At 46.5% G+C, this 25,659-nt stretch carries 29 protein-coding genes and 3 tRNA genes; 4 read left to right on the top strand and 28 right to left on the bottom strand.

Going from position 1 to position 25,659, the window contains the following annotated elements:
* Positions 1-8 precede the first annotated feature (8 nt).
* On the bottom strand, positions 9-194 hold the full coding sequence (locus RDW05_RS10400; RefSeq protein WP_307978992.1) for a hypothetical protein: 186 nt from the start codon (positions 192-194) through the stop codon (positions 9-11).
* Positions 195-324: 130 nt separating this feature from the next.
* Here RDW05_RS10400 and RDW05_RS10395 point away from each other — a divergent pair, with 130 nt between their 5' ends.
* From RDW05_RS10395 to RDW05_RS10385, 3 genes are all read left to right on the top strand, one after another.
* Positions 325-1,227: an HlyD family efflux transporter periplasmic adaptor subunit gene (locus RDW05_RS10395; RefSeq protein ID WP_307978990.1), complete on the top strand. Its 903-nt coding sequence runs from the start codon at positions 325-327 to the stop codon at positions 1,225-1,227.
* A 33-nt stretch (positions 1,228-1,260) separates the two neighbouring features.
* On the top strand, positions 1,261-2,016 hold the full coding sequence (locus RDW05_RS10390; protein WP_307978989.1) for a tRNA threonylcarbamoyladenosine dehydratase: 756 nt from the start codon (positions 1,261-1,263) through the stop codon (positions 2,014-2,016).
* 392 nt (positions 2,017-2,408) lie between these two features.
* Positions 2,409-2,483, top strand: a tRNA-Gly gene (locus RDW05_RS10385).
* A gap of 254 nt (positions 2,484-2,737) precedes the next feature.
* On the opposite strand, the gene RDW05_RS10380 is transcribed toward RDW05_RS10385, so the two are convergent.
* The 12 genes from RDW05_RS10380 to RDW05_RS10325 all read right to left on the bottom strand — a co-directional run bounded on the left by RDW05_RS10380 (position 2,738) and on the right by RDW05_RS10325 (position 13,975).
* A complete protein-coding gene (locus RDW05_RS10380) occupies positions 2,738-4,075 on the bottom strand; it encodes a DUF445 domain-containing protein (protein ID WP_307978987.1) in 1,338 nt (445 codons plus the stop codon).
* 1 nt (position 4,076) lies between these two features.
* On the bottom strand, positions 4,077-5,282 hold the full coding sequence (locus RDW05_RS10375; RefSeq protein WP_307978986.1) for a DUF445 family protein: 1,206 nt from the start codon (positions 5,280-5,282) through the stop codon (positions 4,077-4,079).
* Between the two features lie 188 nt (positions 5,283-5,470).
* The gene (locus RDW05_RS10370; protein ID WP_293691921.1) at positions 5,471-5,764 is read right to left on the bottom strand and encodes a helix-turn-helix domain-containing protein; all 294 of its coding nucleotides are present in this window, start codon (positions 5,762-5,764) and stop codon (positions 5,471-5,473) included.
* A 237-nt stretch (positions 5,765-6,001) separates the two neighbouring features.
* Complete coding sequence (locus tag RDW05_RS10365; protein WP_298880429.1) at positions 6,002-6,796, bottom strand: ABC transporter ATP-binding protein; 795 nt, start codon at positions 6,794-6,796, stop codon at positions 6,002-6,004.
* Positions 6,797-7,678 carry an ABC transporter permease gene (locus RDW05_RS10360; protein ID WP_374111033.1) on the bottom strand — a complete coding sequence of 294 codons (882 nt, stop codon included), beginning with the start codon at positions 7,676-7,678 and terminating at the stop codon, positions 6,797-6,799.
* A 73-nt stretch (positions 7,679-7,751) separates the two neighbouring features.
* Positions 7,752-8,759, bottom strand: a complete 1,008-nt coding sequence (locus RDW05_RS10355) for an ABC transporter substrate-binding protein (protein WP_307978984.1) — start codon at positions 8,757-8,759, stop codon at positions 7,752-7,754.
* Between the two features lie 205 nt (positions 8,760-8,964).
* Positions 8,965-9,870, bottom strand: coding sequence for a sugar-binding domain-containing protein (locus RDW05_RS10350; RefSeq protein WP_307978983.1), 906 nt, complete (start codon positions 9,868-9,870; stop codon positions 8,965-8,967).
* Positions 9,871-10,188 (bottom strand): hypothetical protein, encoded by a 318-nt coding sequence (locus tag RDW05_RS10345; protein WP_009146435.1) that lies wholly within the window; start codon positions 10,186-10,188, stop codon positions 9,871-9,873.
* Positions 10,189-11,070 carry a 3-hydroxy-5-phosphonooxypentane-2,4-dione thiolase gene (gene lsrF / locus RDW05_RS10340; RefSeq protein ID WP_304274565.1) on the bottom strand — a complete coding sequence of 294 codons (882 nt, stop codon included), beginning with the start codon at positions 11,068-11,070 and terminating at the stop codon, positions 10,189-10,191.
* Between the two features lie 14 nt (positions 11,071-11,084).
* Positions 11,085-12,077: a dihydroxyacetone kinase subunit DhaK gene (locus RDW05_RS10335; RefSeq protein WP_307978981.1), complete on the bottom strand. Its 993-nt coding sequence runs from the start codon at positions 12,075-12,077 to the stop codon at positions 11,085-11,087.
* 55 nt (positions 12,078-12,132) lie between these two features.
* A complete protein-coding gene (gene dhaL, locus RDW05_RS10330; protein WP_307978980.1) occupies positions 12,133-12,750 on the bottom strand; it encodes a dihydroxyacetone kinase subunit DhaL in 618 nt (205 codons plus the stop codon).
* A 154-nt stretch (positions 12,751-12,904) separates the two neighbouring features.
* Positions 12,905-13,975: a M23 family metallopeptidase gene (locus RDW05_RS10325; RefSeq protein WP_307978979.1), complete on the bottom strand. Its 1,071-nt coding sequence runs from the start codon at positions 13,973-13,975 to the stop codon at positions 12,905-12,907.
* A 607-nt stretch (positions 13,976-14,582) separates the two neighbouring features.
* Between RDW05_RS10325 and RDW05_RS10320 the strand changes: the two genes are divergently transcribed.
* Positions 14,583-14,658 (top strand) — tRNA-Ala (locus RDW05_RS10320).
* A gap of 176 nt (positions 14,659-14,834) precedes the next feature.
* On the opposite strand, the gene RDW05_RS10315 is transcribed toward RDW05_RS10320, so the two are convergent.
* The 15 genes from RDW05_RS10315 to RDW05_RS10245 form a co-directional block, all read right to left on the bottom strand.
* Positions 14,835-14,910 (bottom strand) — tRNA-Thr (locus RDW05_RS10315).
* 12 nt (positions 14,911-14,922) lie between these two features.
* Positions 14,923-15,348: a helix-turn-helix domain-containing protein gene (locus RDW05_RS10310; RefSeq protein ID WP_293723641.1), complete on the bottom strand. Its 426-nt coding sequence runs from the start codon at positions 15,346-15,348 to the stop codon at positions 14,923-14,925.
* A gap of 98 nt (positions 15,349-15,446) precedes the next feature.
* The gene (gene larA / locus RDW05_RS10305) at positions 15,447-16,718 is read right to left on the bottom strand and encodes a nickel-dependent lactate racemase (RefSeq protein WP_307978977.1); all 1,272 of its coding nucleotides are present in this window, start codon (positions 16,716-16,718) and stop codon (positions 15,447-15,449) included.
* A 73-nt stretch (positions 16,719-16,791) separates the two neighbouring features.
* A complete protein-coding gene (locus RDW05_RS10300; protein ID WP_307978976.1) occupies positions 16,792-17,664 on the bottom strand; it encodes a DMT family transporter in 873 nt (290 codons plus the stop codon).
* Between the two features lie 138 nt (positions 17,665-17,802).
* Positions 17,803-19,542, bottom strand: a complete 1,740-nt coding sequence (locus tag RDW05_RS10295) for a Na(+)/H(+) antiporter subunit D (RefSeq protein ID WP_293723650.1) — start codon at positions 19,540-19,542, stop codon at positions 17,803-17,805.
* Positions 19,535-19,777: a hypothetical protein gene (locus tag RDW05_RS10290; RefSeq protein ID WP_021720128.1), complete on the bottom strand. Its 243-nt coding sequence runs from the start codon at positions 19,775-19,777 to the stop codon at positions 19,535-19,537. Before RDW05_RS10290 ends, RDW05_RS10295 begins: the two co-directional genes overlap by 8 nt.
* Complete coding sequence (locus RDW05_RS10285) at positions 19,777-21,282, bottom strand: monovalent cation/H+ antiporter subunit D family protein (protein WP_009146423.1); 1,506 nt, start codon at positions 21,280-21,282, stop codon at positions 19,777-19,779. The genes RDW05_RS10290 and RDW05_RS10285 overlap by 1 nt, the downstream gene beginning before the upstream one ends.
* Complete coding sequence (locus tag RDW05_RS10280) at positions 21,279-22,772, bottom strand: monovalent cation/H+ antiporter subunit D family protein (RefSeq protein WP_293388420.1); 1,494 nt, start codon at positions 22,770-22,772, stop codon at positions 21,279-21,281. The genes RDW05_RS10285 and RDW05_RS10280 overlap by 4 nt, the downstream gene beginning before the upstream one ends.
* Complete coding sequence (locus RDW05_RS10275) at positions 22,769-23,143, bottom strand: sodium:proton antiporter (RefSeq protein ID WP_009146421.1); 375 nt, start codon at positions 23,141-23,143, stop codon at positions 22,769-22,771. Before RDW05_RS10275 ends, RDW05_RS10280 begins: the two co-directional genes overlap by 4 nt.
* Positions 23,127-23,579, bottom strand: a complete 453-nt coding sequence (locus RDW05_RS10270) for an MnhB domain-containing protein (protein ID WP_021720124.1) — start codon at positions 23,577-23,579, stop codon at positions 23,127-23,129. The genes RDW05_RS10275 and RDW05_RS10270 overlap by 17 nt, the downstream gene beginning before the upstream one ends.
* Positions 23,576-23,902 carry a hydrogen gas-evolving membrane-bound hydrogenase subunit E gene (gene mbhE / locus RDW05_RS10265; protein WP_009146419.1) on the bottom strand — a complete coding sequence of 109 codons (327 nt, stop codon included), beginning with the start codon at positions 23,900-23,902 and terminating at the stop codon, positions 23,576-23,578. The genes RDW05_RS10270 and mbhE overlap by 4 nt, the downstream gene beginning before the upstream one ends.
* On the bottom strand, positions 23,902-24,144 hold the full coding sequence (locus RDW05_RS10260; RefSeq protein WP_009146418.1) for a hydrogenase subunit MbhD domain-containing protein: 243 nt from the start codon (positions 24,142-24,144) through the stop codon (positions 23,902-23,904). The genes mbhE and RDW05_RS10260 overlap by 1 nt, the downstream gene beginning before the upstream one ends.
* Before the next feature lies 1 nt (position 24,145).
* Positions 24,146-24,607, bottom strand: a complete 462-nt coding sequence (mnhG, locus tag RDW05_RS10255; RefSeq protein ID WP_293694429.1) for a monovalent cation/H(+) antiporter subunit G — start codon at positions 24,605-24,607, stop codon at positions 24,146-24,148.
* Positions 24,604-24,867 (bottom strand): monovalent cation/H+ antiporter complex subunit F, encoded by a 264-nt coding sequence (locus RDW05_RS10250; protein ID WP_293723656.1) that lies wholly within the window; start codon positions 24,865-24,867, stop codon positions 24,604-24,606. The genes mnhG and RDW05_RS10250 overlap by 4 nt, the downstream gene beginning before the upstream one ends.
* A 2-nt stretch (positions 24,868-24,869) precedes the next feature.
* Complete coding sequence (locus RDW05_RS10245; protein ID WP_307978972.1) at positions 24,870-25,445, bottom strand: Na+/H+ antiporter subunit E; 576 nt, start codon at positions 25,443-25,445, stop codon at positions 24,870-24,872.
* Between the last annotated feature and the right edge of the window lie 214 nt (positions 25,446-25,659).

The following is a 25,659-nucleotide window of genomic DNA, read 5'->3' as shown; positions in this document are numbered from 1 at the left end:
ATAAAATTTTACAGGGGAAAATAAAAAAAGACTTGACTTTTGTTAGCAGGTTTTTTTGTGCGTAAAAGTTTCTTGTATACCGGAAGCTCTTGCATTTTTTGCAAAAAAGTTTCTTGTATACCAGAAACTCTTGCTTCTTTTGTGAAAAGTTTCTTGTACACTGGAAACTCTTGCATTATTTTTTGTTTCGGCATTTACGCCGGAGGCAGTAGCTTTTTAATTTTTCGTAAGCTAATTATGCAAAATGTCATGCAAATGCCACAAACTTACGCTATAATATACAAGTACAATAGGTTTTTAACTTCAATGAAACGAGGAATCACTATGAAGATACTTAAAATATTATGTTGTATGGCAGCCGTCTGCCTCACAGCCTTCAGCCTGAGCGGCTGCAGTCTGCAAAAGGCTGCGGGTAGCCTGGGCAGCGGCACAATAAGCATCCCGACCTACGCCATCAAAGCACCTGCCGCAGGCAAGCTCATAGGCCTTATCAGCGAAAAGGGTGAGCGCATCAGCAAGGGCCAGCCGCTTTTTGCTATCGGTGACGCACAGCTTGATAAGCAGGTTAAGGACCTGGCAACGCAGGTTGCCAAGGCCGAAGCAGACTTAAAGCGTATGCAGCAGGGCACACCGACGGCAGCACCGATTGCTGACACTTCTCTCGCGCAGGCTAACGTAGCAGCAGCACAGCAAAAGGCTGCGAAAATGAACAGCCTGCTGGCGCAGGGCGCCGTTTCACGCAATCAAGCACAGGCTGCCCAAGACGAGCTACAGCGCGCTATAGCACAGCTGCAGGCAGCAACATCAGTATCTGTAAGCTTCAAGCCTGCTTCTCCGGCAGAAATCGACGCTCAGCAAAAGCTCATTGTCCAGCTCAAGGCACAACAGGCTGCTGCAATAGCACAGCAGGAAAAAAATGAAGGCAACAGCCCCTGCACCGGCATCATTACCGATTTGCAGACCGCCAATAATGCTACCGTACAAAAGGATCAGGTAATCCTGCACATCAAGGCTGTCGACAGCTGCAGTATAACGCTTAATGTCAGCGCAGCGCAGGCTAAGGAGCTTAAGGCAGGTATGCCGGTAAGCATTAAGGCCGCCGAAACCCCTGCCCCCTTCAGCGGTAAGATAAGCAGCATTGACGGCACCAAAATCACTGTTACTTCGGACCAGAAGCCCGAGGATCTTAAGGACGGAGCTAAAGCTGAAATCAGCTTAGCAGCTTAACCAAAACACCAAATACCATGCAAGGAGATTCATATGCTTAACCAGTTTTCACGTACAGAGCTGCTCTTCGGCAGCGAAGCAATTACGCGTCTGCAGAACGCCCATGTCGCTGTTTTTGGTATCGGCGGCGTAGGCGGCTATACAGTTGAAGCACTTGCCCGCAGCGGCGTCGGCAGCTTTGACCTCATTGATAACGATACCGTTGCCCTCACTAATCTCAATCGTCAGATTATCGCTACCCTTGATACTGTCGGCCAGCCTAAGGTGGAAGTCATGGCCAAGCGTATTGCGAGCATCAATCCTGATGCCAAGGTAAATTGCCGCCAATGCTTCTTTTTACCGGAAAATCAACATGAATTTGATTTCTCTCAGTATGATTACGTTGTCGATGCCGTAGACACTGTGGCAGCAAAAATTGCTATCGTACTTGCAGCCAAGGTAGCAGGAGTTCCGGTTATCAGCAGTATGGGAGCAGGCAACAAGGTTAACCCTGCCATGTTCGAGGTAGCAGATATCTATAAAACCAAGGTTGACCCCTTGGCACGTGTTATGCGCCAGGCTATGAAGAAAAACAACATTAAAAAGCTCAAGGTTGTTTATTCACAGGAGCTTCCGCTTTTACCTATAAATGAGGAAATAGAAAGCGAATGTCACGCCGAAGCGCCTAAACGCCGTGCACTGCCCGGCAGCAATGCCTTCACACCTTCGGTAGCAGGACTGATTATTGCATCCGAAGTTATTAAGGACCTGGCAGGCTGGGATAACAGCAACCGTAAAGGATTAGCTTAACAAAACAGAATTACAGGCAAAATAAAAACGCCTCTGCCCACAGCTCAAAGCGTGGTCAGAGGCGTTCCCTCATTACAATTATTCAAAAATGCACATAACAGTCAGGACGCCTAAGAAAACTAAGCTAACACCAGCGGCACTAAACATAGTAACTCACCTCCATGCATTCGCACTTTTTATTTTTATTTGACGCTGTATTTTTACAGCCTGTGGGGTTTTGCCCTCATCTGCTATCTATTATAGCACGTTTTTGTATTTTGTATACAGTATTCTCGAAAAAATTTTAAAGTTTTTCTGACAACTACAATTGCTCGTCTTTTAGCTATCTGCACTGCCTCATACTTGCAACTTTACCTGTTATAGTATATAATAGCGTTATGGTATTTTTATCTGCGGGTATAGTTCAGCGGTAGAACATCAGCTTCCCAAGCTGAGTGTCGCGAGTTCGATTCTCGTTACCCGCTCCATTTTGCTTACTAGCTTCAAGCCTTCGGCTTGAAGCTTTTTTATTTGCGCTCACAAAAAAGTCTGACGACAAAGCATTTATTACTTATCGTCAGACTTCTAGGTTGTATTGAAAATGACAATGCATACGGTGCTTATCCTCATACTCAAAGGCTGGCAAGAAAGTGCCGGAGACGAGGAACTAATGCCGCCGGCGTACTACTGCTACGTCAAGGCATTCGTGACGAAGTATATGGTGCTTTATCGCCAGCCTTCCTCACCAGGCACATTTAAGAATATAAAACAAAGCTCCCAAAAACGCACCCATAACCGTACCATTAAGGCGAATACGCTGCATATCTGTATCAACCTTACTGCGCACCATTTCCGTCAAACGTTCATCAGCCATTGCCTGCAAAATACACTCCACGATATTTCCCAACATCGTCTGCGCCTGCAACAGGCCCAGGCCAAGTATATGCTGCAGATATGACTCAGCCTTAGCCTTAAACTGTGCGTCGGAACGTAAATCCGTTTCAATAGTTTCCAACGCCGCTTGCACAGCCTGCAGCAGAATCGTCGGCTGCGCTGCTGCGCCGCCTTCCTGCGCAAGCGGACGGCACAAGGCTTTAATCATATTATCCAAAAGCTGCTGTAAAGCAGGCTGCAGTGAAATATCACGCAGAGCACGCTGCTGCAGTGACTGCACCAGCTCACGCCACTGCTCCGTACCATAAACGCTGGTTACAACACGCTGCAGCTGCGTATACAACCAGCAGCGCCACTGCTTGTCATCCTGCAAGCGATGCGCCGTTGCTAGCAGCGCTCTGCAGACTGCATCTGTTGCATCATCAACATTGACTACGTCCAGCTTCTTGGCTGCCCACAGCTTCAAACTGCTCAAAAATCCTTCACTGCTGCGTTGCTCAACCTGCTTTTGTAGCTCACTGTGCACACGCTGCCTGGTCGCTGGCGCTTCTGCCAATGCTACCAGCTGCTGCAAGAGCCATTCATAGCATTGTTCGTCCTGGCGTTGTGCAGCCAAAGCTTTAAACAACTTATCAAGCTCTGTATTAGCCTCGACATCAGCCAAAGCGGTTTTTATTTTCCCCTCAAGCTGCCTGCTTAAAGCCAGCGTATCAAGCTTATGCAGAACACCCTCGGCAAATTCGGTCAATAATCCTTGCAAACGCGCCTTATTCTGAGGCTTTTCCAGATAAGCCAGAAGCTTGTCCAAAAGCACCAGCTGCTTTTTCTGCAGAAGTAACGTTTTTTTCGTTAAAAATTCCTGCTGCACCATTTTGCTGCAGCCACGCACAAAAGCATCACGATTGCGTGGCAAAATTGCCGTATGCTTAGCCATAAATGGCAGCAACCGGCAAAGCCATGGCACCTCAAACACTGCAGTCACCGCAAACCAATCAGCAAAACTGCCAACAAGCGCGGCTTCCGCCATATAATAACCCAAAATCAGCCAATCCCACTTAAGCTCGCCGAAATGCCCCATGTACAGACCGGCATAATGCAGCCTGAGATATAAGAAAAGCAGATAGACTGCACCGGAAGCAAGAAAAGCACTGTCTGCATATGTCCAATGTTTTTTCCAGCTATGCATCCTAGCTCACCAGCCTTTCTGCCAACGTCGCAATAACAAACAACACCGCGCCTAGCAAGCCACCGATACAAGTGCCGCTCTTGCGGATATTTTGTAAATCATCGCCTACACGCAGCTCCATTTTAGCAATCAGGTCGTCCTTATCATAGCTTTGCAGCTTATGCAAAACTAAATCATATACCGTATCATGCTGCATTGTTAAGACCTGTAGCAGCAACTCCTTAAGTGCATGATCAAGCTTGCCTTGCTCCACCTCGCTGTTGGCCAAAAGCTGCAGCCTGTTTTGCAGCAGCTGCAGCAAAATATCAACATCCTGCGTCTGCAGCAGCTCCTTGAAAGCCAAGGCCTTCGCTGTCGCCATCTGTGACAGCTTACCGTTTAGCCAATCTGCAAAAGCAATATCATGACGATAATCCTCCATGCGCGCCAACAGCCAATTATCAAGCTGTCGCCGTAGCTCACTTGCAGGATCTGCCAAGGCGTCCAAAGTTTTTTCCAGCTCCTGCACAAAAAGCGGCACCAGCTTCGCTGCCTGCCCGCTCACAAACAAATTGCGCAGCAGACTGTCCTTGTTGTATTCTTCCTCCGCCATCTGCGCCAAGCCTTCAAGCAAAGCGGTAAATTCTGCCTTATGCAGAATCTGCTTGGAATCCTGTGCTGCAAGCTGCCAAAGACCGTTAAAGCTACCGTTGGCCACAGCCTTCTGCAGTGCGTCCACCAAAATCTCCGGAATACGCAGGCTGGCAATATATTTAGGCAGCTCTTGCAAAAGCAGCTGTTCAGCCTGCCTGGTATTGAGTGATTGCAGCGCATGCTCCGCCAGCGGCCGCACCGTTTGCCACAGGCGCTCCACATTCTGCTGCTGCGCAAAATGCGCCAACAGCAGCTTGGCAAAGTTTTCGTCACCAACAGCCTGCATAACGTTTTCTGCCGTCAACAGGTCATTGCTCACAAAATCAGCCAGACCTGTTGTCAGTCGCTCATAATTATTGCGCAGTACATCTGTTCCCGGCGCGTTAACACCCATGGGACGTTTGAAAAGCGCCGTCACGCCCCACCAGTCTGCCAAGCCGCCAATCGTCGCAGCCAATGCCGTATGATGTATAAAATCAGCCGCCAGGCTGGCCTGCGCCCAAGGCCAGGCGCAGGCAGCGGCAGCTGCGGCGCCGGCCAGCAGGCAGTGCGCCTGTGTTTTTACTGTAGCCATAATCAATCTCCTATCAACAAACGCTTTATCTATTATGTTATAGAATTTCTTTACTCTTATTTTTAATTATAGCACAAAGCAGATAACAGCGTAAGCAAAGGCTTATAATATAAAAAAGCTGGTGCAAGTACTCTCACATACCTTGCGCCAGCTAATTCTATTTTCTATCTCCTCGTAAAGCGAAGTGCTTAATTTTTTTGTTTTAACAACTTTACAATTTGCAGAACTTCTTCAAGACTGATATCTTTATCTTTAGCCTCAGCCTGTTCATCTAAATCAACAAAGAAACTGCTCATATTGCACTCCAACAGGCTATGCAGTTTAAGCAGATTCGGCAGAGTTACAGGAACACGGCCACACTCTATATTACACAGGTGTGTCTGGGAAATCCCCATTTCCTTTGCCAATCCGGTTTGTGTTAGATTTTTTGCGGTACGCAGTAAACGAATTCTGCGACCAATAAGTTTAATTTCTTCTTGCAATTTCCTTGCACCGCCTTCCGATTTACTTGCGATAAATTATTTTAAACTAATAAAGCACTTATTTAAAGTTTACCACGTTTTTCAGATTTAGCAAGAGTTTTTTTGTATATTTTATTTACTTTTCCCTATATTTCGCTCATAAATATATGAAATTTTCAGCAAAATATTAAATTTCATTTTCGATGCCACATTTATCCTTACAAAAAATACTTTTGTTTTCGCAAGCAGGAATTGCTATTAACCAAGCAGTAAGCGGTCACTGGCCATCTCAGCACCGCTGGCCTTTTCAAACATATCCAGCAAGTCGGCTATTTGCAGATGCTGCTTTTCTTCTCCCTTGACATCAATGATTACTCTGCCATTATGCAGCATGATCAGACGATTGCCATAACGCAACGCATCACGCATATTATGAGTAATCATCAACGTTGTCAACTGATCGCGGGTTACAATCTTTTCCGTAAGCGCCAGCACCTTCGCCGCAGTTTTCGGGTCAAGCGCTGCTGTATGCTCGTCCAGGAGCAACAGCTTAGGTTTTTTCAGCGTTGCCATCAAAAGTGTCAGTGCCTGACGCTGACCACCGCTCAAAAGGCCGACCTTCGCAGTCATTCTGTCTTCAAGTCCCAAATCCAGCTCCTTCAGCAGCTCATAAAAGCGGTCATGCTGATCACTGGAAAGGCTCCAGCCCAAGCCGGGAGTTTCGCCACGGCGAGCCGCCAGCGAAAGATTTTCTTCTATCATCATACCGGCAGCAGTACCAAGCATCGGATCCTGGAACACACGGCCAATATATTTAGCACGCTTATGCTCCGGCTTTTTGGTAATATCCTCACCATCAATAATAATCTTGCCCTTATCTATCGGGAAAACGCCGGCAATCGCATTCAGCGTAGTAGATTTGCCGGCACCGTTACCGCCGATAACGGTAGCAAAATCACCGGGCTCCAGATGCAGAGATAAATCCTGCAGAGCCTTTTTTTCATTAATAGTTCCAGGGAAAAATGTTTTGGAAACGTGTTCTACATGCAGCATTTAACGCACCGCCTTTCTAGCACCGAATTTACTTTTAATCAGCGGCATGGACAAAGCAATTGCAACCAGCACTGAGGTAAAGAGCTTCAGATCATTTGGCGGCATACCCATAGCCAGTACAACTGCAATTACAATACGATAAACAATGGAGCCTAAAACTACGGAAATTAGGCAGTTTTTAAAGCTGCGTGTACCGAAAAGCACCTCGCCGATAATAACGGATGCCAGACCGATAACGATTGTACCAGTACCCATACCGACATCAGAAAAGCCGTTGGACTGTGCAACAAGAGCACCGGAAACTGCCACCAACCCATTGCTGATAAGCAGTCCCAGGATAATAGTTACGTCGGTATCTACGCCCTGAGCACGAATCATCTGCTGGTTAAAGCCGGTAGCACGGATAGCGGCACCAATCTGCGTACCAAAGAACCAATACATAAAGCAGCCAACCAGAACAGTAACAACCAGGCCAACAACAAGGGTTGTCTGTGCCATAGTCAGGTCCAACATAGACTTGGCGATTTTAAAGGTAGTATCTACACCAAGCAAAGATAAGTTAGCCTTGCCCATAATGCGCAGGTTAACGGAATACAAAGCAATCATGGTCAAAATACCGGCCAACAGAGCAGGTATTTTCATCTTAGTATGCAAAATGCCGGTTATAATACCTGCCAGCATACCGGCAATGCAAGCACCTAAAAGTGCGGCCAGAGGACCGAAGCCTGCTACCATCATGGAAGCAGCTGTTGCCGCACCCAGCGGAAAGCTACCTTCTACCGTCAAATCTGCAATATCCAGCACTCGGAATGTTACATATACACCAAGAGCCATCAACGCCCACAGTAAGCCCTGTGCCACTGTAGGTATCAGCAAACTAATCATTTCCCAATTCCTCCCAATCTTCTTAGCGAAAAAAGAGCCTGCTTTTTTAACGGCAGGCTCCAAATTTTAATTATTTAATAACCTCTGCACCCTTCAGCAAATCTTCAGGAACCTTCAAACCAATCTTAGCTGCTTCCTTAAGATTGATGGTAGGCTTAAATTCTTTTTGTGCCTGAATAGCCATATCAGCCGGTTTTGCTTTACCGCTCAGAATATCAGCAGCCATCACACCGGTTTGGAAGCCAAGCTTGTAATAATCAACGCCCAATGTTGCCAGACCGCCGGCTCTTACCATACCGCCTTCAGCACAGATAACAGGAAGCTTTGCTTCCTCAGTTACACTGATTAAAGTAGGAATAGCAGATGCCAATACATTGTCGGTAGGTACATATACTGCCTGTACATCACCTGCCAGACTGCGGGCAGCCTGTTGGATATCATTAACAGTAGAAACAGTTGCTTCCTTTACGGTAATGCCCTTGGCAGCTGCAGCCTTCTTCAGCAGCTCAACCTGCAGTTGGGAGTTAACCTCACTGGAGCAATAAATTGTACCGATGGTTTTAGCATTTGGAACCAGCTTCAGCAGTAAATCCAGTTGCTCGGCAACAGGGTTCATATCTGTTGTACCGGTTACATTAGTGCCCGGTTTAGCATCATCCTTAACCAGCTTAGCGGTTTTGTAGTCAGTTACCGCAGTAGCAACGATAGGAATATCGCTGGTAACATTTGCTATAGTCTGCGCTGCAGGAGTTGCAATAGCACAAATCAAGTCAACCTTATTATTTACAAAGCGATGAGCAATGTTCTGCAGGTTAGATTGGTCAGCCTGCGCATTTTGCTTGTCAAAAGTAATGTTCTGGCCTTCCTTATAACCCTTAGATGCCAGACCGTCAATAAAGCCCTTGTTAGCTGCATCGAGCGCTTCATGCTCAACCAGCTGTACAATGCCTACATTAACTTTTTCAGCCTTTGCACCTGCTTCCTTTTTGTCACCGCCGCAGCCTAATGCCCCCAAGGCGAGGGTCAGCATCAGGCCAGCTGCCAATGCTTTAATTTTGTTGCTTTTGAGAGAAATCATTTTCTACCATCCTTCCATTCTACAAATTTCGTATAAATGTAGTTAGGGTTATTTTATGCTTTTATACTTTATTTGTAAAGTTTTTTGAAATTTTTTCTCTATTTAGTATTTTGAAGCACCTTTACTGTATAAAAAGTTACAAGTTTTACTGTAAAAAGGAAAACTGCCTCACACCTATAGTGTGAAGCAGTATTTTTAAATTCAGTTATTTCAATAACTCTTTGGCCTGCTTTTCGCTGACAATTAAGTGCGTAAACATTCCTGTTGCCAAAGCACCAAGCAAAGCTTTGTTGCTGGCATGAAGTCCTAGGCCAATCAGTTTCTTGCAACGGCGCAGCTGTGCCAACGGAATATGCATGCAGTAATCATTATTACCACTGATGAATTCACCGCGCTGATTATAATAATATGATAAAAAGCTTCCCACGGCCTTTTGCTGCTCCAACGCATCGCCGAAACGGGTTGCCGTTGCTTCATCAGGCACGGCAGGATAGCCGCAGATAGATACAACAGCAGCATCCAGACTATGCCATTGCTGCAGAAGCTGCTGATAAACCGACCTGCTTTCCAACTCTGCGCGTTCCTCCTCGGAATCAGGAAAAGCACTGCAGCCAAGCATATAACAGCTTCTGCCACAGGCGCTTGCCCATATTTTCACCAGCTCATCCGGATGATAGCCCTTATTAGGAAAATTCGCCGTACCAATCAGCGGATATACCATACCATCCTGCGTATAGCTGCTGCAGTCCGCAGCCTTCAGCACAACCTCACCCAAAGCATAGCCCCAGCCCAGAGCCAAGCTCTTGTCAGCCGTTGTTTCAGCCATAAGATAATGCATAGCCTGCGTCAATGCGTCCTGTTCATCTGTAAGCACACAGCCACCGGCCAAGGCATATTTAGATTGCAGACGCTGCAGCAAATCCGCCTTTCCCTCATCTCCGGCCCGGATTTCAATATGCACAATTCCCAGCTCACGCGCTCTTGCCAGCATCTTGCTGACAGATGGACGTGACACGTTCAAGCGTTGTGCAATTTGCGCCTGCGTCAGATTGCTTTCATAATATAAACGGGCAGCAGCTACAAGCTGTGCCCGTTCATGAACCGATAGCATTTATTTAACTTCTTCCATTAATTCGAACAAGATGCCGTCCTTCATGATGAAAGCAATGCGGGTATGCTCATCAGCCATCCAGGGCTCAACAATAACCTTATTTTCTGCCAGCTGCTTATCAAGGTCATCAACCTTATAAGCTACATGCACTAAGGTCTGCAGCTCTTCCGGCAACGGAGTATCTTTTTCGAAGCGCAGGTATTCAATATGAAATTCATTGGTATCAGGAGTAATGAGATGTGTCTTTATGCCTTCTGCATAAATCTCGCCTTCTCTTGCAACAGTTGTCGGTACGCCGACATGCATAAATTCTTTCATTTAATCCACATCCTTCTGCCATAACTCATAAGCATGGTAAGCAACTTCCGGCGTTGCATTTTCGTGTACAACCATACGGATTGCACGCAGCATTGCCTTCGGTGCGGCAGCCTGCAAAACGTTACGTCCCATATCAACACCGGCAGCGCCTTCATTTACGGCACGGTAAGCCATTTCCAGTGCATCACGCTCAGGAATCTTCTTGCCACCGGCAATTACGATAGGTACAGGACAAGCCGCTGTAACCTGTTCGAAGTTATCACAATAGTAGGTTTTGATGATATGTGCGCCGGTTTCGGCCAGCAGACGTGTAGCCAGGGAGAAATAACGCGTGGTACGCTCCATCTCCTTGCCAACTGCTACAACACCGAGAACAGGAATTGCAAAACGTTCGCCCATATTTACATAATAAGACAAATTGCGCAGGGAGTCAAGCTCGCCTGCAGAGCCTACAAAGCATTGAACTGCCATGCAGGAAGCATTCATGCGGATAGCATCTTCAATTTCTACGCCCACATTGCCAAAGCTCATGTCGTCCTTGAGTACGCTGGTGTCAGCAGTACAGCGCAGAGCAACAGCCTTGTGATGGTTAGCGGGAATGCAGGTACGCAATGCACCTCTTGTTGCCATCAGGCAGTCCGCATATTGCATCAGCGGCGGAATTGTCAGATCAAGACGTTCCAGACCTGCGGTAGAGCCCATGATATAGCCATGGTCAAAAGCCAGCATAATAGTGCGGCCGTCATCAGCAAAAATCTGTCCCAGACGAGATTGCATGCCCCAGCCTGCGGATGCGTGCCCCTTTACCGGGAACGGACGCTCCGGCGGAGCAATGCCGATGCCATAATCTTTTGCCAGTACATTACCTTCTTTATCTGCCATATTCAGTCACCTGCTTAATTTCTGTAGTACGGAGTGCGGCACGGAGCATTCCAGTAGCCAAGCAGCTCATCATCCATACGCGCAATGAACATCTGGAAGCCTGCGGTTTCCTGTACGGTAAGGATTTCGCCTACAGCACTTGCCACAACCTCAATACCTTTTTCTGCCAACAGCTTATGGCAGGCACGGAAAACAATCAGCTGTTCCATCAGAGTAGTAGCACCGCTGCCGTTGATAACAACCATCAGCTTTTCGCCTGCTTTTACGCCCAGATCCTTCAGCAGAGCGTCCATCATAATTGCAGCTGTTTCGTCAGCAGATTTCATCGGCTGAGTACCGCCACCGCCTTCACCATGCTGGCCCATGCCGACTTCCATAGTGCCTTCGGCAATATGAGCGATTTCCATACCGGTTGCGGGATGAGTAGCACCTTTAGTAGCAACAGCGATAGTTGCCATGTTATCAGCAAATTTTTGTGCAATAGCAGCAACCTCTTCCAAGGATTTGCCTGCAGCAGCTGCAGCGCCGGCAATTTTATACAGAGGAACGCAGCCAACCAGACCGCGGCGGTCGTCAGCGTTTTCACGCGGAGCATTGGCAACATCTTCCTGGGTTACAACCTTAACAACATTGATGCCCAGTTTTTTCACCTGTTTCATGGTCAGGTTGCCGGTCAGCATATCACCTGCATGGTTAAGTACAACGAAAAGTACGCCATGACCTTTATCAGCCATCTTAATTGCTTCTACGCAAGCCTGAGGGCCGGGTGCAGCAAAAATATTACCTGCAACAGAAATATCAATCATACCTTCGCCGACAAAGCCGCTGATAGCGGGCTCATGGCCGGTGCCGCCCAAGGTTACGATGGTTACGCGGTCTGCCTCTGCCAATTTCTTGTTTACAATGAGGTTACCCTGCTCCAGAGTGATGATATCAGGATTAGATAACACAAGACCTTCCAATAATTCACTTGTCAGATTTTCCGGATTGTTAATGAATTTTTGCATAATGACGCCTCCGTTTTTATTTATTGTTTTTTTAAGCTTGCGCTTTATCAGCAAATCAGATTGCCCCTGCCATCGCTGTGAGCAGAATAGAAATAGATGTTGCACCGGGATCTTTAGTACCCAGGCTGCGTTCGCCAACGTTTTTGGCACGACCAAAGCGTGCTACCATATCAGCAGTTTTTTCAGCACCCTCGACTGCTGCCTTACCCATTGCTGCAAAGACAGCCTTTGCATCGCCTTCAGCTGCCATGCCTGCATCAAGAGCAGGATACAGCGCATCAACCATTGTCTTATCACCGATTTTAGCCTTGGAAATGTCCTCAAAATTCTCTCTAGCCTGAGCCAGCATAGCACGAAGCTCTTCCAAAGAAACCTCCTGTGCATCCTCTGGCGCAGCATCAGCAAGTCCGCCAAAAACAGTTCCCCATAAAGGTCCTGCGCTGCCGCCGTTACTGTTCATAAAAGCCATGCTCAAATCATCAAGCAAGTCCTTAATATTGCCACTGTCATGTGCTTCTACTTTGTTTTTCATGGATTCTGCCATACGCGCAATAGTAACGCCATGGTCACCATCACCAGCTACGCTGTCCAGCTCGCACAGCATTTTACTTTTTTCTTCAAGCTCAACTGCTGCTGCCAAAAGCATCTTTTCCAACATCTCTAAAGTAAGCATAATTTATCCGCTCCTTTCGCTATCTCCCATTGTAGCATTTGTCAGAACATATGTAAACGATTTTTCTGAAATTTATCTTCTTTTCTGTCAAAAAAAGTTCGTCGCACTAAGTACGACGAACCTAAAAATTTTTGATATCTTATTTTTGTAGTAATCAGATCAGGCTAGAAGGATCAACCTGCTCGCCATAGCGAATAACTTCAAAATGCAGATGCGGACCTGTGCTGTAACCAGTGCTGCCAACATAACCGATAATCTCGCCTTTTTTCACATATTGTCCTGCACTGCAGACAACTCGGCTCATATGTCCATAGGCTGTCTGGTAACCATAATCATGGTTGATACGCGCATAAATCCCATAACCGCCAAACCAGCCTGCCTGTTGTACATAGCCTGCCGCACTGGCATAAACCGGCGCACCATAATCATTAGCAATATCAATGCCAGGATGCCAATCGCGACCATACCCGCCAAAGGGGTTAGCACGACCGCCAAAAGGAGAAGAAATGCTGCCACCACTAGTAGGCCATTGGCTAGGAGTAACATCACGACGATAGTTTTCAGTCTCAATAGCACTAAGCAAATTTTCTAAATCTGCCTTTTTAGCATCTGCCTCGCGACCAATGTTCTTTTCCTGCTCCAGCACAATGTTGGCCGGATTTGCATCACCCAAAACAGGACCACCCTGACCAGCATAATCAGAAGCGTTGCTCTTAGGAGGCAGCTGTGCACCACTTTTTTCCATCTGGCTACGAACCTGATCTTCCAGCTTTGATAAAGCTGCCAGCTTCTTCTGGTTGGTTTCTGCCATCAGGCGTAATTGCCTGATAGTCTGCTCCTGCTCGGATTTAGTCTGCTTATAAGCAGCAAGCTCCTGCTTCTGCTGCTCGTTTTGCACAGCAAAATGAGCCAATACACCAATGGTGCAGGTCACAGCAACTAAAAATGAAGCTACTGCTGTAAAAGCATATTTCAAATGAGTCTTTTTGACATGGGTTTTAGCGATATTCTGACCATCCGCGGGAATAAACCAAAAGGTGAAATGCTGATTGCGATGCCACATCATACGCAAGGAATTGTAGCGCGCCTTAATACGCCTAACAATTCTACGTTGCTTATCCTGCACCTTGTTTACAATGCTCATTACCTGCAGACGCACACGACGCTCAAGCATAGACAGCTGAATTTTAGCAACAGCTGCGGCAACAGCTATTACTGCCTTCACCTGTGCAATAAAAGCAATAATTTTTTCTAAACAGTCATTGTATAATAACTGCACTTCTTCTAACAGCTTGGCAACTAATACATTTGCCTTTGCTTTACAGTAATTATATAATGATTGCACTTCTTCTAACAGCTTAGTGTACAATTCGCTTGCTTTTGTGATGCAGTAATCATATAATGACTGCATTTTTTTACTACATCGCTCCAAGAAATACTGACTCATTCCGATACTCCTTTGTTTTTTATCTATTTATCTGCTATATTCCTTAATGAAACTATTGCAACGTTATTATTTTAATACTTTTTTCGTTTTTAGTCAAATTTTTGCATTTCAAAAGTCAATTTTCTTGTTAATCCTGCTGGATAAATTATGTATTTTATGTTACCAGCGCCATAAAGCGTCCCTCTGCAGTCAATAGCAACATACAAGCGTTCTCCTTTCAACTCACAGTTGCAAGATTTATCCCTATAATAATATTTTAAACATGCTTTTCTTACTGCGATACTTTTTTCTTATACCTTATAATGTTCTTTTGCACATACTGCTTGTATAGCATCTTCCCCACTTGACAAAGTCAAACTGTTTTTGTAAGATAGAAATATATTATGGGGGTATAGCTCAGCTGGGAGAGCGCTTGAATGGCATTCAAGAGGTCAGCGGTTCGATCCCGCTTATCTCCACCAGAATTCACTAAGCCGTTGGCCAGGCCAATGGCTTTTTTATTGCAGGATATCTATTTTCTGTCTAATTCTTCCGTTACCACAAAGCGAAACTGAAACCACATTGCAACCAACAAGCATTATTTTTACACAAAAAAACAGCACCCACGCGAAACCCGCATGGGTGCTTGATTTTTTAATGGAGCTACTGACGGGATTTGAACCTGCGACCTACTGATTACGAATCAGTTGCTCTACCAGCTGAGCTACAGTAGCACATAAGCTATATTAAATTTCCTGCTGCATCGCAGCCTCTTCTGCTGCCTTAGCTGCTGCCATCTCTGCCTTAGTACGGCGCTTTCTGACCTTCTTGGCACTGTTAATACCGGCCTTCTTGATGACCTTTGCTAATTCAGAAATAATATGCAGTTCATCTACGGAACAATCCTTAACCAAGTCAGCCAGCTCATTGCAGTAAATCTGCTCACTGTGATGAATGTTGTCACACAGCAGCTCGTCCACAGAAACATCCAGTACATTAGCCAGATGAATAATTGTAGGCAGGCCAAGCTTAGTATTACCGGTTTCTATATTGCTGATATGCGGAGTTGACAGACCAGTTAGATTAGCTATATTTCCCTGAGTTAATCCTTTTCTGGCACGAGCGGCCTTTATCCTCAGTCCAATAGCCTTGTAATCAATATCTAACTTCACAAACGTTCTCCCCTTCTACTTAATCACATACTAATAACATTACAATTATATATGATATCATCGTAAAAGGCAAGAGTCATTTATTTTTTTATAAAATTTTATTTTTTCAACACAGGCACTGTCAGACTGCCCTGCGGCATCAGTAAAACCTTATAATCTTTGCCGACATATTTTTCTGCCAGCTTCATAGCCGCATCTACATCATCCACAGATTCAAACAGCAATTTTTGGGCAAGCTCTTTATCCAAAGCGGAAACAAGTATAAAATGCGCCTTCTTCATCAGGCGGGTGATAGCAAAAGCCTTATGCGCACCGATGACAAAATTCTTTTCCAGCTCCGCTTTAATAGCATCCGGCGAGGGATTTTCTTCCAAAGCTTTTTCCAGAGCGGCACTGCCGCTGCCTTCTTCACATTCGCCAAGGATAATAATTACGCCGCCATCCTTAACTGCGCACCAGGCATTATCCATCGTCTTTTGCAGCTGATAAATATTGATATCCTTAGGATAACCGCCGCAGCTGGCAATAACTACATCCGCCGGCTCGCTGATAGGTACGCCGTAAACCTGCTCGACAAATTTGCAGGCCTCAAGATGTGCTTCATACCAGTCACCTGCAAAAACCTTCAGGAATTGCTTTTGCGCATCCAAAATAGAATGGAACAGGAACATCTTGTGCTCTTTGGCAAAAAGACGCACGCCCGCGACCTGATCATCGTATACAGGATTACCATGCAGCTTGCCTAATTTTGCCTCCGGACTCATCATCAGGCTATGGTTTTTGCGTACCGTTTCCATAGCAGCAACACCGGGCAGCACGGCCTTGCGTCCGCCGCCAAAGCCGCTGAAGAAGTGATAAACAACAGTACCGGTCAAAATAACCAGGTCAGCATCACAAACATGCTTATTAAGCCATACAGGTGTACCATGCTCTGTTTCGCCGAAATACTCGAAGTCATCCTGCACATGGCAGTCGCTGTTATACATTTTCAGGCGTTTGGCAACATCCTCGCCAACCTGCTCCACCATTTCCTCGTGGCTCATGCAGCGATGTGTACCCAAAGCAAAGACAATATGCATATCCTCATCCTTAACGCCCAGTTTATTCATTTCGTTAACCAAAATGGGCATAAAGGAATGCGTGTTGGCAACACGTGTTGAATCGTTACAGATAAAGGCAATTTTCATTCCGGGCCGCACCAGCTCATCAATCGGTGCGCTGGCAATAGGATGATACAAAGCATCCAGAACAGCTGCTTTTAAATTCTCCAGCGGCATCATCTGCTTCATTTTCAGTTCGCCAAGAACATGCTCCTCCGGCAGAGAAAACTCCTTGTAGCCATGACCATATTTGTACTTATAATCAGTCATCTCCGTACCTCCTCTTGCTTAGCTTAAGCAATTTTACTTAATTCTATTCTATCATATCTGCTATGAAAAATGTTTATTTTTTGGGCAGTGAAAGTAATAAAACCGTAAAAATAATGCACACCATACCGATATAATCAGCCATTGCCAATTTTGTGTTCAGCAGCAAAACTACGGAGATAATAGAAGCCAAAGGCTCGGCGCAGGAAATCAGGCTCGCCTTGGTAGGTCCGACAATTTTCAGGCCTGCCAGATAAAATGCATAGCTCGCAATAGTCGCACCCAACAGCAGATACGCAAAAGCCAAATAACCGCTCATATCCCAATGACCTGCGGGAGCAAAGGGATTACGCCAGATAATCAATGCCACGCCGCTGATAAGCTGGCCCCAGCCGATAAGCGTTGCTGCAGTATATTTTTTGAGCATTTGACCCGGCTTAATGCTGTAATATGCATAGGAAAGTGCAGACAATACACCGATTGTCAATGCCATTGGCGAAATCGCCAGGCTATCCAGACTGCCGTGCGTTGCGATAAGAAATACACCTACAAGTGCGCCGACAATGCCTATCAGTTCACGTACGTCAGGAATTTTTCTTGACTTATAACTCATCCACAGCATTACATAAATCGGTGCCATGTACTGCAAAACCGTCGCCGTCGCCGCATTGCACAAACCGATGGTGTAATAAAAACCCAGCTGTGCGCCCAAGATACCTAAAAATGAAAACTCAATAATATTCCAGGTATCTGCCTTAAGAATAGCAAAGATATCCTGCTTCTGCACAAAGGCCGCAAAAAGCAGGAACATACAGCCTGCCAGAATCTGACGTACCATACAAAGCCAGACCATATCCGCATCGTGATACTGATACAAATACTGTCCTGCTACGCCGCCCATGCCCCAGCAGGTTGCAGCACCTATAATTAAAAATATACCCTTAAGCATACCGATAACCTCTTTCATAGATGATGATTATCAATAATATAACACCTAACAGAAGCATTTACAAGACAAATAAATAATAGTTTAAAAAGTTACGTAAAAGAGCTGCCGCACCTGCGTGCGACAGCTCTTAAAAACATTTTACAACGTAGCAATAAAGTAAGCAATGCTGCTTACCAGCACCGTTAAGGTAATCATCATCGGGTCAGCGATAGATGTACGGTAGTTTTCCGGATTATAATGCGTGCGTTTACGGAACGGTTTGGCATCGAGGAAATCCATCGGATTGCTCGTAAGGTCCATAAACTTTTCGTACAGCACGCCCCAAGCACTGCCTAGGCCGCCGCTGATTGCACACAGCAGCATGCTGATGCGGACGATGACAAAATCAATCGGCTTACGGTAGAACCAATCTGTATCGAGGCTGAGCGCTGTATGAGGCTCCATGCGCGGCAGGAACATCATAAACGGCACCATAGTTACGACAAGAATTTCCACGTAGCTCAGCATATGTGCTGCAGTGAACGGCTGATAATCGGGATAACCGAACGGCAGATAACGATACAGCAGGTCCGGATATACGCCGTACAGGAAGCAGAGCGCTGCGCCGAAGCCCATACCGATATACATATTCTTCGGCAGAGGATTTTTAATTTCTACATTCTTATCGGCATCACGCAGGAAGATGAAGTAACCCATCTTCAAGGTAATGGACAGGAAGGTACCTATGCTAGCAAGCTCAAGCAGTGTATATACCCAATCATAACCGGCAGCAGATGCAGCGGCAATCGTAATCGTTTTGCTGATGAAGCCGTTGAAGAACGGTACACCGGAAATGGAGAACGCTGCTACAAAGAAGCATACAGCCACAAACGGCATCTTTTTCGCCATACCGCTGAGCTGGTTAATCTTGCGGATACCGGTTGCATAGATAATTGCACCGGCACACATGAAGAGCAGGGATTTATACAGGATGTGCGAGAAGGCATGGGCCGCAGCACCATTCAGTGCCATCGCCGTGCCGACGCCTACACCGGCAACCATGAAGCCTACCTGGCTGATAATATGATAACCGAGCAGACGGCGCATATCGTTTTCCATAATCGCATAGGCAGCACCGTAAAGCGCCATGAAGCAGCCAAAGCCCATCAGGAAATCTGTTCCGGCAAAGATACGGATTAAAGCGTAAACAGCAACCTTCGTCGTAAAGGAGCTTAAGAATACGCTGCCTGTAATCGTGCCTTCGGGATAAGCATCAACCAACCAGGCATTAACCGGCGGAATTGCCGCATTAACAGCTACACCGATTAAAATTGCCCAGAAAGCAAGGTCATGCGGAGCCTTAGACAGATTTGCAATCAGAGAATCACCGCTGCCAACCTTCAGGAAGATACCTAAAAGCAGCAGATTGCCGCCGAGCATGTGCACCAAAAGATAACGCAGGCCTGCGCGACGGGACTGAGGAGTATTGCGGCACCAGATCAAGAACAGAGAGGTTACGGCAAGTGCTTCCCAGAAGAAAATCAGCGTCAGCCAATCCTTAGCCAGTGTTACACCAAGAGCGCAGCCGGCGTAGGACATGGAGCAAAATGCTTCCATGCGGTTCTCGTTATGACAGGAATAAATGCCGCCGATGCAAGCCATCAGCGCAAAAATCATGCAGAATACATAGCTGAGCTTATCTACAAACATGTAACCCAAGTGATAGCCTGTACCAAAAAACTCAATGCTCAAATCTGTGCCAACCGGCATAGAAAGTGCAGCAAAGAGGGCAAAGAACGGACCTATAGCCAAAATAAACTTACGCAGCATTTTCGGCACAAGTACCGCAAGCACGCCCACGGCAATGAGGATCAGACCGGGATGAAGCAGATTACTCATCGTCCTCACCTCCCTTAGGATCATCATAGTAGGTTTCATCACGCTGCAGCAGCGGCGTCATGATAATTTTTGCCAGAATAATCAGCAGCCAGCAACCGAAGAAGCCGAAGAAAATATCATAGCCAAACGGCAGCGGCCACCACGCAGGACTGTGCAGATGTACGCCGCAAAGCTCTCCGATTGCGGAAAGCACGAGCACGGCAGCAGCTATCATGTAAACAGTTTTCTTGCTCATTACATCCAACCTCCATTCCAGCCTGCGCAAATAGCGTTGGAGGCCATTGTTGCCAGCTCATAGAAGTGCGGATAAATATCCGGCACGATACCGAGGACAACAGCGATAATAGTTGTAACGCAGATAGGAATCAGCATCGAGTAGCTGATATCGCCATATTCACGGAACTCCTCCTGCGGATCCTTGCGGAAGTATGCCATCTGTACAACAGGCATCAGATAGCCGGCAGCTAAAAGTGCGCTGGCAACCCAGACGAGAATGTACAAAGGCTTGCCTGCCTGCAAAGCGCCCAGTGCCAGATTCCATTTGCTGACGAAGCCAACGAGGAACGGTGTACCAGCGATACCCAGGGAAGCAATCGTGAAGCAGGCCATAGTTACCGGCAGCTTCTTGCCTATGCCATACAGCTCACTGATATTGTTTCTGTGTGTACGCGCGATAATCAGACCGGCGCACATAAAGAGGGTAATCTTCATAACAGCATGAGCTACCAGATGCAGGTAAGCACCCTTGATGCTCAGCGGAGAAATAAGCGCAGCACCTAACACGATGTAGGAAAGCTGGCCGATAGTGGAGAACGCCAGACGACGTTTCAGGTGATCCTGACGCAGAGCAATAAGCGAAGAAATGATAATGCTCGCCGCAGCAGCCCACGCCAATACATCAACGACACCGATTTCCGCCAGCAGCTTCGGGCCAAAGACGAAGCCGATGATACGCAGTACGGCGAAAACACCGGTTTTAACAACGGCAACGGCATGCAGTAATGCAGATACCGGAGTCGGCGCAATCATTGCTGCCGGCAGCCAGCCATGCAGCGGCATAACCGCAGCCTTTACGGAGCCTGCCAGAATCATCAGTACGAAGATAGCCTGCAGCACCCATCTCGGAGCCATATCCGTAGTCAGGAAGCCGCCGGGAGTAAAGTCCATCGTACCGCTGATGCAGTAAACGGCGATAACGCCGGCCAGGAAAAGCTGACCGGAAATCAAGGTATAAATTAAATACTTACGGCTGGCCATCAAAGCTTCCTGGTTACGCTTATGCAGTACCAGCGGATAGCTTGCCAGAGTCAGCAGCTCGTAAAAGATGAAGAAGGTCAACAGGTTTTCGGCCATCGCAATGCCCATTACGGCACTCATGCAGATAGCAAAAGCAGCAAAGTAACCGGTCTGCTCGCTTTCGTTATTGCAGCGCATATAGCCGATGGAATAGAAGTTCATCGGTACCCACAGCATCGAAGCCAGCACCGCAAAAATCATGCCGGCCGGATCGGTACGCAGCGTCAGTCCCACAGTATCTGTAATCTGGCACAGCGTCCACTGATACTGATTGCCGTCGAGAACAGCGGGCAACATCGACAGGATGATACCGAATTTAAGCACGGAAGCGATAACGCTCCAGGTTTCACGCAGGTTAGGCCAACGTCTGCTGAACGCGATAAGTACAGCAGCTATAAAAGATACACCAACCGCCAGAAATGGTCTGCAATCTAAAATAGTCATCTCAGAAACACCTCCGGCAATCCTAACTTAACGACATCGGTAACGATGTCAACACTGTAGAAGCCAAGTACCAAAATCATGATACCGCCGACGAGAATCGGGATAACCATGGAAAGCGGTAAGCCCAGCTTGCCCTTATGCGGATGTACCTCAGTCAGCGAAGCTTCACGCTGTATAAACATCTGCTCAATAATACGGAAGAAATAAATTGCATTCAGCAGAGAGCTGATAACAAGTACAGCGATGTAGAAGTACTGTGCGCCGGTGTAGGCACCAAGCATAAGATACCATTTACTGAAGAAGCCGCAGGTCGGAGGCAGACCGATCATAGACAAAGAAGCCAGCAGCACGGTAATCGTACTGATAGTCATCTTTTTGTTCATGCCGCCTAAGCGGTACAGATTGACCTCACCGAAGCGATACTCAATACCGCCGATAACCAGGAAGAGGCTGCTCTTCATAAAAGCATGGTTGATAGCGTGCAGTACAGCGCCGATGAAGCCGTACATATTGCCCATTGCCAGACCGATAGCAATGTAACCGATCTGTGCCACAGAGGAATATGCCAGCATACGGCGAAAGTCATACTGAGCCATTGCCATAATAGAACCGATAAGAATACCTGCTACACCGAGAATGCCCAAAACGTTGAGCGCACTCTGAACTACAGGGTTATCAACCTTAAAGATATAATATACAAAACGAATCAAAGCATATGCCGGAGCCTTACTCATGCAGCCTGCGATAAACGCAGCAGCACCCGGATGAGCGAAGGTGTAGGCATCAGGCTGCCAGCCATGCAGCGGGAACAACGCCATCTTGATACCGAAGCCGATGATAAAGCAGGCTACGGCAATTGCGAACAGCGGCGAATTCAGATGCGGCACTACGCGTGCAGCAAGGTCCGCCATGTTCAGAGTACCGGTCATAGCGTACAGATAGCCTACGCCCAGCAGATATAACGAAGCACCGATGGTACCGATTAACAGGTAACGGAAGGCTGCCAGCATTGACTTTCTGCCGCCAAGGGCAATCAGGCCGTAACCAGAAAGTGACATAATCTCCAGATATACATAGAGGTTAAAAACGTCACCGGTGATAATCATACCGGAAAGACCTACCGTCAGCAGACCGAACAATGTATAATAGCCGCCTACATGCAGCCAGTCCTCATCCTTGACGAACGGACGGCTGTAAAGCGAAACCATCAGGGAAATAAACGTTACCACTACTGCCAGAATACTGTTTAAGGGGTCAAGAGCAAATTCAATACCGATTGGCGGTTCCCAGCCACCCATCCAGTAATGCCAGGTTTTGCCGCCGGATTCCAACACTCTTTGCAGTACGATGCAGGCATTGGCAAAAGCACCGGCGATAGAAGCCATAACTATCCAGGAACCTAAATTTTTACTGATACGGGAAAATAACATACACAGCAACGATGCTGTCAGAGGTAAAAGTACAATTAGGACGGGAGCATGTTGTGTCATTTACTAGCCCTCCTCAATACCTCTACTTCTTCAACAGAACCGTAGATTTCTTTAATACGCATGAGGAGTGCAATTGCTACACCTGTAGTACCAAGGCTTACAACGATTGCTGTCAGCATCAGGCCATGCGGCAGAGGGTTAATGTAAGCATTAGGATCTGTTGTCAGGCCGTTCTGGATAGGAATCATTGCGCCATCCTTCTGTGCAAAACACAGATAAAAATAGATTACGGCAACCTGCATAACGTTCATCGCCATCAGCTTCTTCATATAGTTTTTGCTGAGAACCATGCCATACACACCCAGGAAGAAAAGAATCATGACCAGGGAATAAATGCCTTTTGTTTTCAAAAACTCATTGAGCACTTCCATCTTCGTCACCCCTTTTCACGATTGCATCAAGCAGATTAATAATTGTCATCATTACGCAGATGGCAACACCGATTTCAATAAGGAAAATGCCCATAGCATGCATTTCATGCTGCGGCTCCATATGAATCGGCATATAATTGTAGTTCAGGAAAAAGTCTGCGCCGCCGAACAATGTCAGCCAACCGGTAAAAGCATACAGGAAGGTGCCCACGCCGGCAAGAACAACAGAGGTTTTGCCTAAGACATTGAACTTTGTATCAAAGCCCAGGATAAGACGTGCAAGCAGCACGCCTACAGAAAGCAATGCGCCTGCCTGGAAGCCGCCGCCCGGAGAAAACTCACCCAGGCAGAGAACGTAAATGCCGTAGGTAATCGTGAACGGCACCAGCATTCTGAAGGCCACATTTAGGATAAGACCGCCAAATGGTTCTTTCATTTGATAATCTCTCCTTCCTCCGGATCCTCCGGCTCTTCCTCAGGTCTGCGTCCTACCGGATTGCTGGTCAGCACCAGCACCGTTGTCAGACCGGCGAGGAACATTACCGAGGTTTCCCACATAGTATCGAAGCCACGATAGTCGATGATGACGCCCGTTACAATATTGGGCGAGCCTGTATCCTCCGCACTACGGGAGATATAGGTCGGAGTAACATGCTGGTTAGGCGCAGTGTTCGCGTCACCAATTTCGGGCAGGTAGGTTACGACAGAGCAAAACATGCCTGTCATAATCGCCAGGATAACAGCAACTAATCCACGCATTATTTACACCACCTATCAATTTTTTTCAACGAAGCTACGAAGAAGATGGTAGAAATCGTACCGATAACAGCCTCAGTAAAGGCTACGTCGGGGGAGCCCATCATCAGATACAGCAGCACAGCACAGAAGCTGAACGCACTGTAGATAATCGCAGCACTTAAAATATCCTTGCAGAAAATAACTGCACAGGTAATGAGAATAAGGAAGACAAGTAAAAGAGCTTCAATAGTATAAATCTCCATTTTATTTATCTCCTTTCTTCTTATGATATTTATGTACCTGATTACGATTTGTTTTTGCAGGCTTCTTGCGGATATGACCGACAGGCTCGTCAGCACTGTGGTCAGCCTTTTCCAGACCGACAAGCTTTTTGGCGCCCTTGCTTTGCAGTGTCCAGACAGGATGTCCGGATTTATAGGCTGCCTTACTCAGAATATGCGAGCCGATCGGATTCGCCATAAAAACAAGTAAAAATACAAAAGCCATCTTTGCCGCTGTTAGTGTAGGTCCTTCATAAATCATCAGACCGATAAAGGAAAGCGTACAGCCAAGAGTTTCACTGTTACCGGAGGCATGGATTCTGGAATAAAAGTCCGGCAAGCGCAGCATACCGATAGCTGAGCCGACGAAGAATACCAGACCGCTTAACAGGAACAGTGCAGCGATAACTTCGCGCAGGGAGGTAAAACCAAATTGTTCAATCATATCCTTTTACCTCCTATAAATTTAGCTACAACCAACGAGCCGATAAAGCCTAAAATTGCATAAGAAATCGCTATATCAACATACATATCCGGACGTTTGTCAATATAGCCGAAAAGCACCAATAATAGAATTGTATCGGCACCGATAACGCCCAAGGCGTTCATTCTGTCAAAAATTGTCGGTCCGTTAAACAAGCGCTGCAGCATTGTGCCGATGATCAGAAGAATGGCTACCATCATAATATAAAATATAATCTGCATAATCATTCCTCACTCTCTACTACTGCAAAATCAAATTTTTCGCCGTATAAATCAGCAACCTTTTTCTGCATGCCGCCGTCGAGCACACCTGCAGCCGCACCAACGGTCAGTGCATGAATCTCATACACACCGTCGTCGGTAACATTCATTGTTACTGTACCCGGTGTCAGCGTAATTGAGTTCGCCAAAATAACAGATGCCATAGGATTATCGGCCCTGAAGCGGAAGCGGACAACCTTAGGATCAATGTTCAGCTCCTGACCTGTAGTTGCCAGCAGCACATCAATATTGGCGAGCACCAGCTGCCACATCAGCCAGAAAAAGTACATAATCATTTTCGGAACCGAAAAACCGAAAACATAATACTTTTTACTGCCGTCCTGATTCGGTACCAGCAGAAGCGGGTATGTAACCCAAGTTGTTACCACAGCTGTGAGGATACCGTATACGACAAATTTTGTTTCTGTTCTGCCTGACAAAACCATCCAGAATGCAAACAGCACCAGAGCAAGACATGTCATATGCACCATAGGCGAGCCTACAATTTTTTTATCGTTCAATACTCCCTGCTTTTCCACAGCTACCACCTTTCTTTATATTATTTTTGAATATAATAGCATTTGCGTAACCAGTCATCCGTCAATACAGATGACATAGCTGCGAAAATATAAATACCGCTTTCACAGTATCATGAAACCGGCATTTAGTAACATAAATACCTATTAGGCAGCTCTCATAGCAAGCTACCAAAAAAACAATCCTTTTCTCGCTCTTAATTACTATAAATTAGAC

This window comes from uncultured Phascolarctobacterium sp., assembly GCF_902463975.1.
Classification (GTDB): domain Bacteria; phylum Bacillota; class Negativicutes; order Acidaminococcales; family Acidaminococcaceae; genus Phascolarctobacterium_A.
This window is presented reverse-complemented; position numbering and strand designations above follow the sequence as displayed.

What these genes read in the sequence shown, in the direction of transcription:
- mnhG (WP_293694429.1), bottom strand. Translation starts at nt 24,607, where the DNA reads ATGATTGAACAATTTGGTTTTACCTCCCTGCGCGAAGTTATCGCTGCA.
- RDW05_RS10365 (WP_298880429.1), bottom strand. Translation starts at nt 6,796, where the DNA reads ATGCTGCATGTAGAACACGTTTCCAAAACATTTTTCCCTGGAACTATT.
- lsrF (WP_304274565.1), bottom strand. Translation starts at nt 11,070, where the DNA reads ATGGCAGATAAAGAAGGTAATGTACTGGCAAAAGATTATGGCATCGGC.
- RDW05_RS10300 (WP_307978976.1), bottom strand. Translation starts at nt 17,664, where the DNA reads ATGCTTAAGGGTATATTTTTAATTATAGGTGCTGCAACCTGCTGGGGC.
- RDW05_RS10295 (WP_293723650.1), bottom strand. Translation starts at nt 19,542, where the DNA reads ATGAGTAATCTGCTTCATCCCGGTCTGATCCTCATTGCCGTGGGCGTG.
- RDW05_RS10275 (WP_009146421.1), bottom strand. Translation starts at nt 23,143, where the DNA reads ATGGAAGTGCTCAATGAGTTTTTGAAAACAAAAGGCATTTATTCCCTG.
- mbhE (WP_009146419.1), bottom strand. Translation starts at nt 23,902, where the DNA reads ATGCGTGGATTAGTTGCTGTTATCCTGGCGATTATGACAGGCATGTTT.
- RDW05_RS10270 (WP_021720124.1), bottom strand. Translation starts at nt 23,579, where the DNA reads ATGAAAGAACCATTTGGCGGTCTTATCCTAAATGTGGCCTTCAGAATG.
- RDW05_RS10285 (WP_009146423.1), bottom strand. Translation starts at nt 21,282, where the DNA reads ATGACTATTTTAGATTGCAGACCATTTCTGGCGGTTGGTGTATCTTTT.
- RDW05_RS10290 (WP_021720128.1), bottom strand. Translation starts at nt 19,777, where the DNA reads ATGAGCAAGAAAACTGTTTACATGATAGCTGCTGCCGTGCTCGTGCTT.
- RDW05_RS10390 (WP_307978989.1), top strand. Translation starts at nt 1,261, where the DNA reads ATGCTTAACCAGTTTTCACGTACAGAGCTGCTCTTCGGCAGCGAAGCA.
- RDW05_RS10280 (WP_293388420.1), bottom strand. Translation starts at nt 22,772, where the DNA reads ATGACACAACATGCTCCCGTCCTAATTGTACTTTTACCTCTGACAGCA.
- dhaL (WP_307978980.1), bottom strand. Translation starts at nt 12,750, where the DNA reads ATGCTTACTTTAGAGATGTTGGAAAAGATGCTTTTGGCAGCAGCAGTT.
- larA (WP_307978977.1), bottom strand. Translation starts at nt 16,718, where the DNA reads ATGACTGATTATAAGTACAAATATGGTCATGGCTACAAGGAGTTTTCT.
- RDW05_RS10335 (WP_307978981.1), bottom strand. Translation starts at nt 12,077, where the DNA reads ATGCAAAAATTCATTAACAATCCGGAAAATCTGACAAGTGAATTATTG.
- RDW05_RS10345 (WP_009146435.1), bottom strand. Translation starts at nt 10,188, where the DNA reads ATGAAAGAATTTATGCATGTCGGCGTACCGACAACTGTTGCAAGAGAA.
- RDW05_RS10350 (WP_307978983.1), bottom strand. Translation starts at nt 9,870, where the DNA reads ATGCTATCGGTTCATGAACGGGCACAGCTTGTAGCTGCTGCCCGTTTA.
- RDW05_RS10380 (WP_307978987.1), bottom strand. Translation starts at nt 4,075, where the DNA reads ATGCATAGCTGGAAAAAACATTGGACATATGCAGACAGTGCTTTTCTT.
- RDW05_RS10395 (WP_307978990.1), top strand. Translation starts at nt 325, where the DNA reads ATGAAGATACTTAAAATATTATGTTGTATGGCAGCCGTCTGCCTCACA.
- RDW05_RS10375 (WP_307978986.1), bottom strand. Translation starts at nt 5,282, where the DNA reads ATGGCTACAGTAAAAACACAGGCGCACTGCCTGCTGGCCGGCGCCGCA.
- RDW05_RS10400 (WP_307978992.1), bottom strand. Translation starts at nt 194, where the DNA reads ATGCCGAAACAAAAAATAATGCAAGAGTTTCCAGTGTACAAGAAACTT.
- RDW05_RS10260 (WP_009146418.1), bottom strand. Translation starts at nt 24,144, where the DNA reads ATGGAGATTTATACTATTGAAGCTCTTTTACTTGTCTTCCTTATTCTC.
- RDW05_RS10355 (WP_307978984.1), bottom strand. Translation starts at nt 8,759, where the DNA reads ATGATTTCTCTCAAAAGCAACAAAATTAAAGCATTGGCAGCTGGCCTG.
- RDW05_RS10250 (WP_293723656.1), bottom strand. Translation starts at nt 24,867, where the DNA reads ATGCAGATTATATTTTATATTATGATGGTAGCCATTCTTCTGATCATC.